The organism is Haloferax prahovense (genome assembly GCF_000723845.1).
GTDB lineage: Archaea > Halobacteriota > Halobacteria > Halobacteriales > Haloferacaceae > Haloferax > Haloferax prahovense.
The window spans coordinates 1,632,068-1,647,529 of record NZ_LK053000.1 but is presented as its reverse complement, the minus strand read 5'-3'; the positions used below and the strand labels follow the sequence as shown (position 1 = coordinate 1,647,529).

Genomic DNA, 15,462 nt, shown 5'->3' with positions numbered 1-15,462 from the left:
ACGTATCCGTGATTCGGCCACGTGGTATAAGCCTTCGCAGCCGACACGGTTTGCCGACGTCGACAGCGTGCTGGCATGTGTCACGGGGAGGTCGACCGCGACAGAGCGCTCGGAGACGGTCTCGGCCACCGGAGGACGACGCGGGAAGGCCGTCGGGCGCGGCACGGCGGCGGGCCGACGGACCGGGGCCATCGCTGCCCGGGTGAAAAAACGAAAGAAGGCGCGAAGGCTCGCGCTTAGATGTAGTCGATAGCCTGCGAGAGCTCGAGCTTCATGCCCTTGCGCTCGCGGATCTCCATGATCTTCTCGCGCTGGAGGTTGTCCGAGAGCACCCGGAAGCCGGCGTTCTCCGTGTTCCAGGAGGCGCGACCTTCCGTGGCCGAACGGATGTCCGACGAGAAGCCGATCATCTCTTCGACGGGCGCGATGCCCTCGATGACCATGAGGTCACCTTCCTGGTACATGTCGTCGACGCGGCCGCGGCGACCCTGAATCTCGCCGGAGGCCGAGCCCATGTATTCGGAGGCGACGTCGATGCGGACGTTCTGGATGGGTTCGAGGAGCTTCACCTGACCCGCGATGAGCGAGCGGTGGACCGCGTCACGCGTCGCAGGGATGACCTGGGCGGGACCGCGGTGGATGGTGTCCTCGTGGAGTCGCGCGTCGTGGAGGCGTAGGAGCGTTCCCTGAACGGGCTCCGCGGCGAGCGGACCGTCGTCGAGCGCCTCTTCGAGACCCTCGATGACGAGTTCCATCGTCTCGTTGAGGTGCTGGATACCCTTCGTGTCGTCGATGAGGATGTTCGTCCCGTGGATGTGTTCGACGTTCTGGGACGTGTCCTTGTCCATGCCGGCTTCCTGGAGGGCCTCGCGGCGCTCCAGTTCGGGCATGTCCATCGAGATTTCGCCGAGCTTGATGGAGTCGACGATGTCCTGCGAGAGGGGTTCCGCCGTGATGTAGAACTTGTTGTGGCGGTTCGGGGAGACGCCCTCGACCTCGTGGGACTTGCCCTGGACCTGCTCGCGGTAGACGACAATCGGCTCACCGGTGCGGACCGGGATGCCCTGGTTGTCGCGGATGCGCTGGGTGATGACTTCGAGGTGGAGTTCGCCCTGACCGGAGATGAGGTGCTCGCCCGTGTCCTCGTTAATCTCGATGCGGATGGTCGGGTCTTCCTTCGCGACCTGCTGGAGCGTCTGGATGAGCTTCGGCAGGTCGTCCATGCGCTCTGCCTCGACGGACTTCGTGATGACAGGCTCGGAGATGTGCTCGATGGACTCGAACGGCGTCATCTCGACGGAGGAGACGGTGGAACCGGCGATGGCGTCACGGAGACCCGTGACGGCCGCGATGTTCCCTGCGGGGACACCGCGGTCGAGTTCCTCGCGCTCGCCGCCCATGAAGACACCGACGGACTGGACGCGGTTCTTGCCCGCGGTCCCGGAGACGTAGAGCTCCTGACCCTTGCGGATGGTACCGGAGAAGAGGCGACCCGTCGCGATTTCGCCCGCGTGGGGGTCCATCGAGATGTCGGTCGCCATGAAGACGACTTCGCCGTCGTCGTCGACTTCGCGCATCTGGCGCGCGAGGTCGGACTCGGAGTCACCGCGCCAGACCGTCGGGATACGACGGGGCTGGGCGTCGAGGGGGTCGGGGAAGTGCTCCGCGACCATGTCGAGAACGACGTCCGAAAGCGGCGTGCGCTCGTGGAGTTCCTGACGGTCGCCACCGCGCTCGAGTTCCATGATGTCGCCGAAGGAGATACCGGTCTCCTCCATCGACGGCATGGAGACACCCCACTTGTAGAGGGCGGACCCGAAGGCGACAGTCCCGTCTTCGACGGAGACCGTCCAGTCGTAGTCCTTCTCCTCGGTCATCCCGCGGATGAGCTCGTTGACGTCAGAGATGACGTCGACGAGGCGCTTCTGCATCTCCTCGGGACCTTCCTGCAGCTCGTTGATGAGGCGGTCGACCTTGTTGATGAAAAGCGCCGGCTTGACGCCCTCGCGGAGCGCCTGACGCAGGACCGTCTCGGTCTGCGGCATGGCACCCTCGACGGCGTCGACGACGACGAGCGCACCGTCGACGGCGCGCATCGCGCGCGTCACGTCGCCACCGAAGTCGACGTGGCCCGGCGTGTCGATGAGGTTGATGAGGTGGTTCTCGCCTTCCCATTCGTGGGTCATCGAGACGTTTGCGGCGTCGATGGTGATGCCGCGTTCCTGTTCGTCTTCCTTCGTGTCCATCGCGAGCTGCTGGCCGGCAGTCTCGTCAGAGATCATGCCCGCACCCGCGAGGAGGTTGTCGGAGAGGGTCGTCTTACCGTGGTCGACGTGAGCGGCGATGGCGATGTTCCGGATCTGCTCCGGCTTGTCCATCAGTTTCTCACATTCCTGGACGATCTTCTTTCGTCGGCCCATTATACAGGGGTCTACCGGCAGGAGGGTCAAAAGAGTAGTGTTTTTGCCGAGCGGATTTCCCATTTTCAGCCGCCCTACCGCCGGGGTATGAGCATTTTTGTCACGATAGGCGAGACTGTCCGCCGGACGCGGATCTCGTCGCCCACTCGGCGTAAGAGTCATGTTGATTGATAACATTTCTCAAGTCGAATGGACCTCCGAGTCGTCGGGGGCGCACCGGCAGACCCGTTCTTGAGCGCCGCCGACCTGTTCGAAACCGAGTTCGAGCTTTCGTACCCCGTGTACGTGCGCGTTCGCGATGATCCCGACTCCCGCACGTGGGCCGGCCACTATCAGGACCACCACGTCCTCAACATCTCCCGGCAGGCCGCCACCAGCGCGATGGCCCGCGAACTCGCGCTCCACGAGCTCTCACACATGGCCCGAAACGAAGAGGGCCACGTCTCGCACTACCAGTCCACGCGCGAGGCGGTCTTTCTCGCGCTCGCGGGGCGCACCGTCGAGCGCCGAAAGCTCGCGCACTGCTATCAAATCGCTAACCACTGCAAGGACATCTACGCCGACGACCTGACGCTGTCTGTCGCGCCCGCGGACAAGCTCGTCCAGTTCCTCGAGTCGCAACTGGCGGCGGCGCTCGCCGACCGACCGCAGGCGTCCGGCCGCCCCGGCTCCCGACTCGTCACCGCGGGTTCGGACCCCGAAATCACGGCCGTGAACGCCGGGTTCGCCCTCGCGCTCGTGGAGCGACACGACCTCGTCGAGTCCGACCACCGGCTGTACGACCTCGCCCACGCCGCGGGCGACGACGCGCCGTCGGTGTCTCTCGAGACGTTCAAAGAGCACTTCCGAACGCTCGCCGACGACCCCTCGAAAAGCGAGTACCGCCGGACGCTCGTCGACGTGGTGAAACACTACGTCGTCAACCCGGGGATGGCCGCCGACTGAGCGCTACGTACCGGCCGCGAGGCGTCAGACGGACGGCGTGGGTCCCACCGGCCCGACCGGACGGCGTCGTCACTCGGCGCGGTGAAAAACGAAAGAGAGTGGAGAGATTACCGGGCTGCTTCGGCGACGCGCTCTTTCTCCTCTTTCTGGGAGATAGCGTACGTCTGGACGTCGTAGTCGGCCGCACCGACGAGCTGCTGTGCGAGCGCCTCGGCGGCGGTGGTCGTCGTCTTGTAGGAGCCGCTGAGCGTGCCCTGCGCGATGAACTTCAGCGCCTCGTCGACGCGGCGCTGCGGGGCGACGTCGACGGCCTGCGGGACCGAGATACCGCCGTACTTGAGTCGGACGGTCTCCTCGCGGGGGCCGGCGTTCTCGACCGCGCGGATGAGCACCTGCACGGGGTTCTCCTCGGTGCGCTCGTTGACGATTTCGAACGCTTCCTTGACGATTTTACTCGTCTTCTGTTTGTGTCCCGTGTTGTCCTCGGTCTGCATCAGGCGGTTGATGAGCCGCTCGACGATGCTGATTTCGGACTTCTGGAACTGCTTCGAGGCGTGACGACCCATCGTGTGGGCGATGGGCGTCGCCTTGATGTACCGGCTCATGCTGGGGTCGGTGTACTCCATTTCGGAGACGTCCCAGACGCCGAACAGAAGCGCGTTCTCCTTTGCTTCCTCGCTGCTCGCGGGGGACTCGGGCTCGGGTGCGTCGCTTTCCGACATGGTTAGCGCACCGGCTTTTCAGCGTTCCCGCGGACGAGTTCGATCATCGAGACGCCGTTGACCTTCTCGACCTTGTAGTTGACACCCGAAAGGTCGCCCATCGCGCGACCCTTCGCGCCGCCGATACCGGCGATGGTGACTTCGTCGTGTTCGTCGATGAACGAAATCGCGCCGTCACCGGGACAGAAGGCGGTGACCTGCTTTCCGTTCTTGATGAGCTGAACACGGACGCATTTCCGAATCGCCGAGTTCGGCTGCTTCGCTTCGATACCGACCTTCTCGAGGACGATGCCGCGACCCTGCGGAGCACCCTCGAGCGGGTCGGACTTCTTGCCGAGACCGCGCTCACGGCGCGCGTACTCAGAGTCGGACCAGCGGCGCTTCTGCCGGTCCTGCTTGAGCTTGCGCGCGGCGTATTTGCCGTTCGCCATAGTGAACAACAGTTCCAGATGGAGCTACTTAAGCCTCCCTTTTCGAATCCGGTGAGACGGCTTCAGGAGCGATTAGCGACCCCTAAGGAGGAATCTGAGGTCGTTTCTCCGATTCGAACGACGCCCCCTCCGCGGCGAAGAGGGACTAAACCGCCCGGAGATGGTGTCGTTTCGTCCACCCATGCGAACGACACGCACGCGGGGTGACGCGCCCGTCTGACCGGGTCACTCGCCGCCGCGCTCCCCGACGAGGTCCACGTCGAGGCGGCCGCTGACCTCCCGGACCGACGCCGGCCCCAGCGTCAGCCCCTCCTCGTCGAACCGCCGCTTGACTCGACGCCGGTACTGCGAGCGAACGTCGACGAGGCTCACGTCCATCGGCGATTCGACCCAGAACTCCGCCTGCAGACCGATCGAACTCCCGGCGAACTCGAGGATGCGCGCGGTCGGCTCCGGGTCGTCGAGCACGCGGTCGTCCTCCCGCGCGGTCTCGACGAGTTCGCGGAGCGCCAACTCCGTGTCGTCGGCGTACGCGACGTCGACGCGCTCGGTGATGCGGTACCGCTCTCGGCCGTACGGGCGGGTGAGCGCGTTCGTCGTGAGTTCCGTGTTCGGCACGGAGATGGTCTCGTTGTTGACCGTCCGCACGCGCGTGACCCGGAAGTCGACCGCCTCGACGACGCCCTCGCCGCCGGGCCACGATATCCAGTCGCCGACGTTGAAGTCCGGGTCGGCCACGAGAAAGAGGCCGCTGATGAGCGCGCCGATGACCTCCTGCCCGGCGACGCCGACGACGAGCGTCAGCGCCGCGACGATGAGCGCGGTGTCGGTCAGCACCGACGCGTAGCCCGCGCCGACGACGCCCGCGAGCGTTGCGAGCGCGATGACGAACGCGTGCGCGTAGGTCTCCGTCGCCGACTGCAACGTCGGGTTGTTCCGGTTCCGGGCGCTGACGAGCCTCGTCACGCCCGGGACGACGAGAAGCCGACCGACCAGATAGACCACGACCGCCGCGGCGGCGAACCCCACGGTCGCGCTCGCGAGCTCCTCGTACTCGGCGAATCCCGTCGGGTCGAGTTGTCCGACCGCGAGCCCGACCGACTGTCGTATCGGCGACATGCGTAGCTCGCCGTTCGGTGAGGACAAAAACGTGTGGTCGAGTCGACCGCCGCCCTACGTCAACTGGATGTCGTCGATGTCGTAGTGACGACGCGCCAGCTCGCGCGCGGTGTCGATGGTCTTTCCGCTCGCGCCGATGGCGACGCCGCGGTCGGCTTCGGCGACCTCGACGTACGCGACGGTGTCGTTCTGCCGCGAGAGAGTCACGTGTCGGACGGCCGCCGGCGCGAGCGCGCTCGCGACGAACGCCTCCGGCGTGTCGGCGTCCTCGACCAGCTCGACCGACCGACCGAGTTGCCGCTCGACCGACTGGACGGTCCGCCCGCCGGGGCCGATGGCCGTCGCCATGTCGCCCGCGGCGACGAGGAAGACGACCCGGTCCTCGAACACGAGGCAGTCGTGGGCGGTCGCCTCCGTCTCCTCCTCGAAGAGGGCGATGAAGCGCCGGGCCGTATCCGACAGCGTAACTTTCATCGTCAGTCGTCAGACGGTTCGGGTGCCGCGTTGGCGTCCGCGTCCTCGACGTCGAGCGAGCCCATGCGGAGGTCCACGTCGCCGGTGCCGATCGCAATCGGCTTGCCGACGATGACGTTCTCGATGACGCCGTCGAGGTCGTCTTCCTCGCCGTGGATGGCGGCGTCGAGCAGGTGGTTGACCGTGACCTCGAACGCGGCGCGGGCGAGGACGGAGTCCTTCGACCCGGAGATACCGTGACGGCCGATGGACTCGATGGTCCCGTCGTTCGTCATGATGTCCGCGACGAGCATCAGGTGGCGGATGTTCACGTCGTCGAGACCCTGCTCGCGGAGCGTGTTCATCGTCTCGTCGATGATGGCCTCGCGGGCGGCCTCGATGCCGAGCTGCTTGTGCACCTCGTGGATGTTGTTCGAGGTGCTCCGGGAGGCGTCGACGCCCTCGATGGCGAGTGCGTCGCCGAACGCCGAACCCTCGGTGTAGAGGACGAACTCCTCTTCGTCGGTGTCCTCGTTGTTCTCCTTGCGGATGACGACGCGGGAGACCTCCTCGATGCCCTTGAACACGATGTCGCGCAGTTCCTCGACGAGTTGGAGGAGCCGGCGGTAGCTCGGGCTCTCGGGGCCGAACTCGATGAGCGTCCCCTCGCGGCGAGTCTTGATACCGAGCGCGTCCTCGATGGTCTCCGCGATTTCGCTCGCGACGACGCCCTCGTCGTCGTAGGTCGGCCAGCGTTCGAGAAGCGTCTCGTCGTTGAGGTTGATCTGGACGACCATGTCGGCGACGTTCGTCGAGATGTCGCCGAGCGCCAGAATCTTCGTGGACTCGATGTTCCAGACGACCTGGTGGGCGAGTTCGCGGTTGTTCGCGTACTCGTCTTCGAGGTACACGGTCATCATCGGCGTGTCGGGGGTCTTCCGCGCGTCCACCAGTTCGATGAGGCGCGGCAGTCCCTGCGTGACGTCGATTTCGGCGACGCCCGCGTAGTGGAACGTGTTCATCGTCATCTGCGTCCCCGGCTCACCGATGGACTGCGCCGAGACCGTCCCGACGGGGTCGAGGGGGTCGACGCGGGTGTCGAGGTAGCGCGCCTCGACGGCCTGCGCGATTTCGCCGGCCTGTTCGAACGAGACGCCCTCGCGCTCTTCGATGGTCTGGTAGATTCGGTCCTTCAGGCGTCGAGACAGCTCTTTGGACTCGACGACGTCGACGATGGCGTCGTCGACGAACTCGTAGTCGGCGGTTGCGTCGTGTTCAGTCATCGGATTCGACCCCCGCACGGGCGTCGACACGCGGTTCGGCGTGCTCGGAGAGGTTGGTCGGCGGTTCGCGCTCGCCGAGGAAGCGTTCCTTCTCCTCGGCGGAGCTGAACTCCGAGGTGAGGATGCGGTCGGCGATGTTCTCGACGTCGATCGGCGTCTCGTCGTCGGACGAGACCTTCACCGGGCTCGTGCCGTCTTCGCCGAACTCGAACTGAACGATGGTCCCCGACGTGTCGCGGACGGAGCCGTCGTACTGCGCTTCGAGTTCGGAGAGGGCGTTGATGAGCCGACGCTGCAGGTAGCCGGACTTCGAGGTCCGGACTGCCGTGTCGACCAGCCCTTCGCGGCCACCCATCGCGTGGAAGAAGAACTCACGCGGCGTGAGGCCGGCGCGGTAGGAGTTCTCGACGAAGCCGTGGGCCTCGGCCGAGAGGTCGCCTTTCTGGTAGTGGCTCAGGGTGCGACCCTCGTAGCCGCGGTTGATGCGCTCGCCCCGAACCGCCTGCTGGCCGACACAGCCGGCCATCTGGGTCAGGTTGAGCATGGACGCACGCGCGCCGGACTTCGACATCACGACCGCGGGGTTGTCCTCCTCGAAGTGGTCCTCCGCGATTTCACCGGCGGAGTCACGCGCCTTGCCGAGGCGCTGCATGATCTTCATCTCCAGCGTCTCGTCGACGGAGCGGCCCGGCAGGGACTCGAGCTCGCCCGCCTCGTAGATTTCGATGAGTTCCTGAATCTTGTCGTAGGCGGCGTCGATGGCCTCGTCGACCTGCGCCGTCGCCTCGTCCGGGATGGACTCGTCGTCGATACCGATAGACAGCCCGAAGTGCATGATGGCGCGCATCGCGAGCGAGGCAATCTCGTTGATGAAGATACGCGAGCGTGTCTTCGAGTAGTCCTTGGCGAGGGCGTCGACGATTTCGCCACCGAACGCGCCGACGGCGTCCTCGTCGATGGTACCCTGAGTGAGCTGGCCGTCCTCGATGGTGACCGTGTCGCCGACCTTCGAGGTGAACTCCATGTTCAGGTCGTCGGGCAGGAGTTCGGAGAAGATCTGCTGGCCGGTCCAGTAGGGCTGGCCGTCCTCGTTTTCGCCCGCGGGCTCGGGCAGGGTGTCCACGCGCGTCGCGCGGAGCAGGTCGAGCGCCTGCGTCTCGACGAACTCGGGGTTGTCGTGGGTGAGCAGGTAGGTGCCCGAGATGTGGTCCTGAATCGCGCCGATGATGTTCTCACCGAAGCGCGGCGAGAGAATCTGCTCTTGGACGCGCATGAGGACGCGCGCCTCGGCACGGGCCTCCTCGTTCTGGAGGGCGTGCATGTTCATCTCGTCGCCGTCGAAGTCGGCGTTGTACGGCGGACAGACGACGGTGTTCAGGCGGAACGTCTTGTACGGCATCACGACGACTTCGTGCGCCATGATGGACATCCGGTGCAGCGACGGCTGTCGGTTGAAGATGACGATGTCGCCGTCGACGAGGTGGCGGTTGACCTCCCAGCCGAGTTCGACCTTCTCCGCGAGTTCCTCGCAGTTCTTTTCGGTTACCTTCAGGCGGCGGCCGTCCGGACGGCGGACGTAGTTCGCGCCGGGGTGGCTCTCGGGTCCGTTACGGACGTACTGGCGAGCCTCGTCGATGTTGCGCTCGGTGACGTTCATCGTCTGGGTCATCTCGGACGCGACGCGGTCCGGGACGCCGACCTCGTTGAGCGACAGGGTCGGGTCCGGCGAGATGACGGTACGGGCCGAGAAGTTGACGCGCTTGCCGGACAGGGAGCCGCGGAAGCGACCCTCCTTGCCCTTCAGGCGCTGGCTGAGCGTCTTCAGCGGGCGGCCGGAGCGGTGCCGCGCCGGCGGCGTGCCCGAAATCTCGTTGTCGATGAACGTGGTGACGTGGTACTGAAGCAGCTCCCACAGGTCCTCGATAATCAGCTGCGGGGCACCCGCCTCGCGGTTCTCCATGAACCGCTGGTTGATGCGGATGATGTCCACGAGCTTGTGGGTCAGGTCGTCCTCGGAGCGCTGGCCGTTGTCCAGCGTGATGGAGGGACGCGCCGTGACCGGCGGGACGGGGAGGACGGTCAGAATCATCCACTCGGGGCGCGACCGGTCGGGGTCGATGCCGAGCGTGATGAGGTCCTCGTCCGGGATGTCCTCGAACCAGTCGCGGATGTCCGAGGGCATCAGCTTGTTCATGTCCTCTTCCGTGAGGTCGAGGTCGAGCGCCTTTTCGAGCGCTTTGCGGTCGTCGCCGACCGGGCGGAACTCGCCGGCGAGCACCTGGTTGACGCGCTCGGCGTCGAGGCCGGTCTCGTTAGCGAGGGTGACGGGGTCGACGCCCTCGTCGTCCTCGTCGTCGGGGTCGGGCTGCATCGCTTCGGCGATGCGCTCGGAGTAGTCCCCGGCGAGCACGTTCTGGACTTCGTAGTAGGTCGTCGGCTTCTCGTGTTTGATGTCGTGCTGCGGCGAGCCGCAGTGGGGACAGCGGTGGGCCTTGCGGGCCTGCCGAACCGCCGACTTCATCACGTCGCTCCAGTCGTCGCCGAGTTCCTTCGTGCGACCGAGCTTGTCGCGGTACTCGTCGGCCTCCTCCTGCGTGAGCGAGAGGCGACCGCACTCGCGACACGTCGAGCGGAGCAGGCGGCGGATGAGCTTCGTGAAGCCGACGTGGATGACGGGCGCGGCCAGTTCGATGTGGCCGAAGTGCCCGTTACACGACCCGGAGTGCTGGCCGCAGGTGCGGCACTGCAGCCCGGGGTCGATGACGCCCAGCCGCGGGTCCATGAGACCCATGTCGATTGGGTAGCCGTCGTCGTCGTAGGTGTCCGCGGTAATGACCTTCGTCGCGGACATGTCTCGGTACGTCTCCGGGTCCATCAACCCGAACTGGATGCTGCCGATTTCTTTGGGTGTCTGCATTGACATGAGTGGTTAGACCGCGTCCTTGAGCTCGATTCGCGGGCGAACGCCGAGTGCGACCATCTCGTCTAAGAGCAGCTTGAACGCGTAGCTGATGTCGATTTCGTGGATGTTGTCCTCGTCACCGGTGACGGGGTCGTAGATACGACGCTGGTCGCGGTCTTCGACGGCGACCATGCCGGTGTCGGCGGAGATGTAGACCTGCTCCTTGTCGGAGGAGTCGAGCAGGCGCTCCTGGAGCACCATCGCGGCACCGTGGCCGATGACGGTGTCGCGCTCCATCTCCCCGAGACGGAGGCCACCCTCGCGGGCGCGCCCCTCCGTCGGCTGGCGGGTGAGTACCTGCACGGGACCGCGCGAGCGGGCGTGCAGCTTGTTGCTCACCATGTGGTACAGCTTGTGGTAGAAGATGATGCCGACGAAGATTTCGGCCTCGATCTTCTCGCCGGTGACGCCGGAGTACATGACCTCCTTGCCGGAGGACATGAAGCCGCGCTCTTCGAGCGCCGAGCGGAGCTCCTCTTCGTTTTCGCCCTGGAAGGCGGTACCGTCGACGCGGCGGCCTTCGAGCGCACCGACCTTGCCGCCGAGCATCTCCAGCACGTGGCCGACCGTCATGCGCGACGGCAGGGCGTGCGGGTTAAGGACGAGGTCGGGAACGACGCCGTCGGCGGTGAACGGCATGTCCTCCTGGGGTGCCAGGTGGCCCACGACGCCCTTCTGTCCGTGACGGGACGCGAACTTGTCGCCGAGTTCCGGAACGCGCTGGTCGCGGACGGACACCTTGGCGAGCTTCGAGCCGTCTTCGCCCTCCATGAGCGTGACCGTGTCCACGACGCCGGATTCGCCCGAGCGCATCGTGACGGAGGTCTCGCGGCGCTTCTGCGGCGAGAGACCCGCCATGTCGTCGGGTTCCTCGAGGAACCGCGGCGGCGAGGTCTTGCCGAGCAGCACGGAGTTCTCGTCGACGACCGTCTCGGGGTTGACGAGGCCGTCCTCGTCGAGGTGCGAGTACGCGTCTTCACCGCGCGCGCCGCGCACGTCCTGCGACGGAATCTCGAAGCGGTCTTCCTGACCGCCGGGGTAGCGGCGCTCTTCGCCCTCGTAGGTGCGGAAGAAGTGCGAGCGGGCGAGGGCGCGTTCGACGGAGCCCTTGTTCATGACGAGCGCGTCCTCGATGTTGAAGCCCTCGTAGGACATGACGGCCACGACGAAGTTCTGGGCCGCGGGTCGCTCGTCGAACCCGATCTGCTCCGTGGTCTGCGTTTTGACCATCGAGAGCTGCGGGTAGTGCATGAGGTGCTGACGGGTGTCCGGGCGGATGCGGTAGTTCGCCGCGGGCAGCCCGAGCGACTGCTTCATCATCCCTGCACCCATCGTAATGCGGGGCGAAGCGTTGTGTTCCGGGTACGGAATCATCCCGGCACCAATGCCGAAGATGAGCTGCGGGTCGATTTCGAGGTGCGTGTGGTCCTCGTTGAGTTCGTCCTCGTCGACCGCGACGTAGATGTCTTCTTCCTCCTCGGCGTCGATGAACTCGACGAGTCCGCGCTCGACGAGGTCGTCGAAGTCGAGGTCGTTGTTGTCGAGCGCCTCGACGTGGTCGTCGTCGAGGAGCGGCTCGCCGTCTTCGACGACGATGAGCGGACGGCGGGCGCGGCCCGCGTCGGCGTTGATGATGACTTCGCGGGTGCGCTCTTTGACGGAGACGTTCACCATCTGGCTCACGTCGCCGCGGCGGCGCGCCTCTCGAATCTGTGCCGCGAGTTGGTTGGGGTCCGGGTGGGTCCCGACGAGACTACCGTTGACGTATACTTTCGCTTCTCGCTGTGCCTGAGCCATGTTAGTCGTCCGCGGGTGTGGCGTCGACGCTGTCGATGCCGGGGATACCCTCGACACCCATCGACGCGAGTTCTCGTTTCAGCGACTGTTCATCTTCGACGTTCTGGGAGAGCTCCATCGCCTGCGCGAAGTTCTTCACCAGTCCACAGTTCGGTCCCTCGGGAGTCTCGGAGGGACAGATGCGACCCCACTGGGTCGCGTGCAGGTCGCGCGCCTCGAAGTGCGGCTGCGACCGCGACAGCGGACTGCGGAGGCGGCGAAGGTGCGACAGCACACCCATGTAGTCGGTGCGGTCGACGAGCTGGGAGACGCCGGAGCGGCCGCCGACCCAGTTACCCGTCGCGATGGGGTGTTCGAGCCGCTCTGTGAGCACGTCGGACCGGACGACGGTGTTGACCGTCAGGTTCCGGTTCCGCATGTTAGCGCGCTCGAGCTGGTACTTCACGTCGCGTGCCAGCTTGTTGAGCGCCGTCCGGAAGAGGTCCTTCATGAGGTCGCCGGAGACCTTCAGGCGCTTGTTGGCGTAGTGGTCCTTGTCGTCGGAGTCGCGGCGCTGCAGCGCGAGTTCGAAACACGCCTCGGCCATGCGACAGAGGTAGTACGCCTTGTTCATGCGCACTTCCTCTTCTTCCGCGCCCTCCTCGTGGAGGTGCGGGAGCAGGTAGCGGTCGATGACGTAGTTGGCGCGCTTGAGCTGGTAGTTCTTGCCCTGGCCGCCGGCGACGCGCTTGCCGAGCGCCTCGATGGCCTGCTCTTGGGTCTGCACTTCGGCCTCCTCGAGGTTCTCGAGCATGAACTTCACAATCTCCGGGTCGTCGGAGACGCGGTGGACGATCTCCTCGTCGGATTCGAGGCCGAGCGCGCGGACGAGCGTGACGAAGTTGACGCTCCCGGAGACGGACGGGAACGACACTTCGAGGAGCCCCTCGCGGTTGCGCTCGCAGAGCACGAGCGCGCGGTAACCGCGGCGCTGGCTGAACGTCTTTGCGACCTGAATCTCGTCGCCGTACTTCGTGTCGTACTCGGCGAGAATCTTGTTCGGCGCCAGGTCCTCCGAGGTCATGAGCACGCGCTCGGAGCCGTTGACGATGAAGTAGCCACCGGGGTCGACGGGGTCCTCGCCGATTTCGACGAGGTCCTCGTCGGAGAGTTCCGCGATGTTACACTTCGAGGAGCCGACCATGATGGGCATCCGGCCGACCTTCGTCTCGGCGGTGTCGACGACGACCTCCTCTTCTTCTTCGCCGCCGCGGACGATGGACATCTCCATGAACACGGGGGCGGAGTAGGTGATGTTGCGCAGGCGGGCTTCCTGCGGGAAGAGCAGTTCCTCGGAGCCGTCGGCCTCGCGGACGCGGGGCGTCTCCACGCGGACGCCACCGAGTTCGACGTAGACGGGTTCCTCGCCCTCCTTGTCGCCGATGTCGGTCTCGATGGTCGCCTTCTCTTCGACGACGTCCATCATGCCGCGTTCGAGGAACGCGTTGAACGAGCGGAAGTGGTGTTCAGCGAGCCGTTCTTCGGAGAAGTACTTGCGAGAGACCTCGCGTCGCGCTTGTCGGTTCATTCGATCACCAGTCGGTATACGACTGCTTTGTCTGTCGTTCGAGAGTTCCGAACGATCTTGATGACGTCGCCGGGCTCTGCGTCCTCGGGGAGCGCCGGGTCCTTCAGCTTGATCTTCGGGAGGTTCGTCTTCTCGACGTTATACTCCTGTAACACGTCCTCGACGGCCTCGTCGTCGAGTTTCGTGTGTTCCGGAACCAGTTTGTGTTGGCTTACGTCTACCATGTATGGTGCTGCTGGGTGCTGGAAGAAGCTGTCACGGGATACTACGGCTGATTTTGGGACGCACCCATTTAACACTTGCCAACTGCGTCGAAGAAAGGCAACGCTATCGGAGGTCACGCACCGGAGATGCGCGAATCGTCACGTGTTGGCATGGGGTATCGCGATATAAATGTCTTCGGGGCAAGAATCGCGGTACCGCGGGCCAAGGGCAACCCAGATGGTAAGTCTTATCTATAAACCTCGGCTACGGATGAGTGCAGACGGAGGGCCCGGGTGGTGTAGTGGCCCATCATACGACCCTGTCACGGTCGTGACGCGGGTTCAAATCCCGCCTCGGGCGCTCTCCGTACCGCAAACTCACTTCAGTAAGCCCGGGTGGTGTAGTGGCCCATCATACGACCCTGTCACGGTCGTGACGCGGGTTCAAATCCCGCCTCGGGCGTACTTTTCGATGAATTACTCGCTGAGCGCCGAGTCTCGTCTCGGCGCGGCCGTGATTCTCGTGAATACCCCAAAAGGGATTGAACCCGACGACGAGCGAGTGAAACGAGCGACGTCGGTACGGTTCAAATCCCACCTCGGGCGCTTCTCTGATTTCAACTCCTCCAGCGAGGTGTCTCGTCGCCGAGCGACAGCGAGTGAAATCTGTAAGCGACGACAGGCGTGCTTTTCGACGAATTACTCGCCGAGCGCCGTGAGGGACGTCACTACCGCCATATTCTCGCGTGACGTCTGTACAGTATCGTGAACAGCACAACCGACGGGCGGGTCGTCGTCGTGACCGGCGCGAACGAAGGTATCGGCTACCACACGCTGAGGGCGCTCCTGAAGAAGGGCTATCGGGTCGCCGGGGTCGATATCAACGTGGACAGCCTTCGCCCGCTTCGGGAGACGTACCCCGACCGCATCCGCGTCTACGAGTGCGACGTGACGAACGACGACGACGTGGAGGCGGCGGTGGCTGGACTCCTGGACGAGTGGGGACACATCGACATCCTCCTCAACAACGCAGCGATATTCAACTTCGGCTTGTTCGACGACCGAACACTCGACGACACGCGCGAGGAGTTCGAGGTGAACTACTTCGGCTACCTTCGAATGATACGGGCCGTCCTGCCCCACATGCGGGCCCGAAACTCGGGGCACATCCACAACGTGAGCTCCGGCGTCGGGCTCGTCGGCACGCCGGGACTATCTGGGTACGCGTCGACGAAGGGCGCAATCGAGGCGTTCACCCGTTCGCTTCGGATGGAACTGCAACGCGAGAACGTCTCCTGTTCGGTGATGCACCCGCCTTACACCGCCACCCGGTCGGCGGCCCGACTCGGGCTCCCGTCGTCGATGATGAGTGACCCCGAAGACGTGGGGCGGAAGTTCGCCGACAAAATCGAATCTACCCGTCTCGTCATCACCGCCGACCTGACGACCAGAATCGGGCTGTACCTCGCCCGCCGCTTCCCGTTCATCGTCAAGCGGGGTACCAAACAGTTCCTCGACGAGCGCGAGGCGGCCGTCGAATCGGGCGAGCGGTGACGTGCG

General features: G+C 65.0%; 12 protein-coding genes and 2 tRNA genes. 4 read left to right on the top strand and 10 right to left on the bottom strand.

Features of this window, described 5'->3' with window-relative positions; genetic code table 11:
* Positions 1-236 precede the first annotated feature (236 nt).
* Positions 237-2,420, bottom strand: coding sequence for an elongation factor EF-2 (locus BN984_RS08210; protein WP_008091511.1), 2,184 nt, complete (start codon positions 2,418-2,420; stop codon positions 237-239).
* Positions 2,421-2,609: 189 nt separating this feature from the next.
* On the opposite strand from BN984_RS08210, the gene BN984_RS08205 reads away from it, so the two are divergent.
* Positions 2,610-3,365 carry a DUF5781 family protein gene (locus BN984_RS08205; protein WP_049968013.1) on the top strand — a complete coding sequence of 252 codons (756 nt, stop codon included), beginning with the start codon at positions 2,610-2,612 and terminating at the stop codon, positions 3,363-3,365.
* A 107-nt stretch (positions 3,366-3,472) separates the two neighbouring features.
* Here BN984_RS08205 and BN984_RS08200 read toward each other — a convergent pair whose 3' ends face one another.
* The 9 genes from BN984_RS08200 to BN984_RS08160 form a co-directional block, all read right to left on the bottom strand.
* A complete protein-coding gene (locus BN984_RS08200) occupies positions 3,473-4,087 on the bottom strand; it encodes a 30S ribosomal protein S7 (protein WP_008091508.1) in 615 nt (204 codons plus the stop codon).
* Between the two features lie 2 nt (positions 4,088-4,089).
* Positions 4,090-4,518 (bottom strand): 30S ribosomal protein S12, encoded by a 429-nt coding sequence (locus BN984_RS08195; protein ID WP_004044570.1) that lies wholly within the window; start codon positions 4,516-4,518, stop codon positions 4,090-4,092.
* 225 nt (positions 4,519-4,743) lie between these two features.
* Positions 4,744-5,637 carry a mechanosensitive ion channel family protein gene (locus BN984_RS08190; protein ID WP_049968012.1) on the bottom strand — a complete coding sequence of 298 codons (894 nt, stop codon included), beginning with the start codon at positions 5,635-5,637 and terminating at the stop codon, positions 4,744-4,746.
* 54 nt (positions 5,638-5,691) lie between these two features.
* Positions 5,692-6,111 carry a NusA-like transcription termination signal-binding factor gene (locus BN984_RS08185; protein WP_004973575.1) on the bottom strand — a complete coding sequence of 140 codons (420 nt, stop codon included), beginning with the start codon at positions 6,109-6,111 and terminating at the stop codon, positions 5,692-5,694.
* Between the two features lie 2 nt (positions 6,112-6,113).
* Positions 6,114-7,373, bottom strand: a complete 1,260-nt coding sequence (gene rpoA2 / locus BN984_RS08180; protein WP_049968011.1) for a DNA-directed RNA polymerase subunit A'' — start codon at positions 7,371-7,373, stop codon at positions 6,114-6,116.
* The gene (locus tag BN984_RS08175) at positions 7,366-10,290 is read right to left on the bottom strand and encodes a DNA-directed RNA polymerase subunit A' (RefSeq protein ID WP_049968010.1); all 2,925 of its coding nucleotides are present in this window, start codon (positions 10,288-10,290) and stop codon (positions 7,366-7,368) included. The genes rpoA2 and BN984_RS08175 overlap by 8 nt, the downstream gene beginning before the upstream one ends.
* A gap of 12 nt (positions 10,291-10,302) precedes the next feature.
* Entirely contained in the window at positions 10,303-12,132 is a 1,830-nt protein-coding gene (gene rpoB, locus BN984_RS08170; protein WP_008091495.1) for a DNA-directed RNA polymerase subunit B, read from the bottom strand.
* Between the two features lies 1 nt (position 12,133).
* Positions 12,134-13,699 carry a DNA-directed RNA polymerase subunit B'' gene (locus BN984_RS08165; protein ID WP_004969057.1) on the bottom strand — a complete coding sequence of 522 codons (1,566 nt, stop codon included), beginning with the start codon at positions 13,697-13,699 and terminating at the stop codon, positions 12,134-12,136.
* Positions 13,696-13,923, bottom strand: coding sequence for a DNA-directed RNA polymerase subunit H (locus tag BN984_RS08160; RefSeq protein WP_004044577.1), 228 nt, complete (start codon positions 13,921-13,923; stop codon positions 13,696-13,698). Before BN984_RS08160 ends, BN984_RS08165 begins: the two co-directional genes overlap by 4 nt.
* Positions 13,924-14,190: 267 nt before the next feature.
* Between BN984_RS08160 and BN984_RS08155 the strand changes: the two genes are divergently transcribed.
* The 3 genes from BN984_RS08155 (at position 14,191) to BN984_RS08145 (ending at position 15,456) form a co-directional block, all read left to right on the top strand.
* Positions 14,191-14,263, top strand: a tRNA-Asp gene (locus BN984_RS08155).
* Between the two features lie 29 nt (positions 14,264-14,292).
* A tRNA-Asp gene (locus tag BN984_RS08150) sits at positions 14,293-14,365 on the top strand.
* A gap of 302 nt (positions 14,366-14,667) precedes the next feature.
* Complete coding sequence (locus BN984_RS08145; RefSeq protein WP_008091488.1) at positions 14,668-15,456, top strand: SDR family NAD(P)-dependent oxidoreductase; 789 nt, start codon at positions 14,668-14,670, stop codon at positions 15,454-15,456.
* Positions 15,457-15,462 lie beyond the last annotated feature (6 nt).

What these genes read in the sequence shown, in the direction of transcription:
- BN984_RS08165 (WP_004969057.1), bottom strand. Translation starts at nt 13,699, where the DNA reads ATGAACCGACAAGCGCGACGCGAGGTCTCTCGCAAGTACTTCTCCGAA.
- BN984_RS08200 (WP_008091508.1), bottom strand. Translation starts at nt 4,087, where the DNA reads ATGTCGGAAAGCGACGCACCCGAGCCCGAGTCCCCCGCGAGCAGCGAG.
- BN984_RS08160 (WP_004044577.1), bottom strand. Translation starts at nt 13,923, where the DNA reads ATGGTAGACGTAAGCCAACACAAACTGGTTCCGGAACACACGAAACTC.
- BN984_RS08205 (WP_049968013.1), top strand. Translation starts at nt 2,610, where the DNA reads ATGGACCTCCGAGTCGTCGGGGGCGCACCGGCAGACCCGTTCTTGAGC.
- BN984_RS08175 (WP_049968010.1), bottom strand. Translation starts at nt 10,290, where the DNA reads ATGCAGACACCCAAAGAAATCGGCAGCATCCAGTTCGGGTTGATGGAC.
- BN984_RS08195 (WP_004044570.1), bottom strand. Translation starts at nt 4,518, where the DNA reads ATGGCGAACGGCAAATACGCCGCGCGCAAGCTCAAGCAGGACCGGCAG.
- rpoA2 (WP_049968011.1), bottom strand. Translation starts at nt 7,373, where the DNA reads ATGACTGAACACGACGCAACCGCCGACTACGAGTTCGTCGACGACGCC.
- BN984_RS08210 (WP_008091511.1), bottom strand. Translation starts at nt 2,420, where the DNA reads ATGGGCCGACGAAAGAAGATCGTCCAGGAATGTGAGAAACTGATGGAC.
- BN984_RS08185 (WP_004973575.1), bottom strand. Translation starts at nt 6,111, where the DNA reads ATGAAAGTTACGCTGTCGGATACGGCCCGGCGCTTCATCGCCCTCTTC.
- rpoB (WP_008091495.1), bottom strand. Translation starts at nt 12,132, where the DNA reads ATGGCTCAGGCACAGCGAGAAGCGAAAGTATACGTCAACGGTAGTCTC.
- BN984_RS08190 (WP_049968012.1), bottom strand. Translation starts at nt 5,637, where the DNA reads ATGTCGCCGATACGACAGTCGGTCGGGCTCGCGGTCGGACAACTCGAC.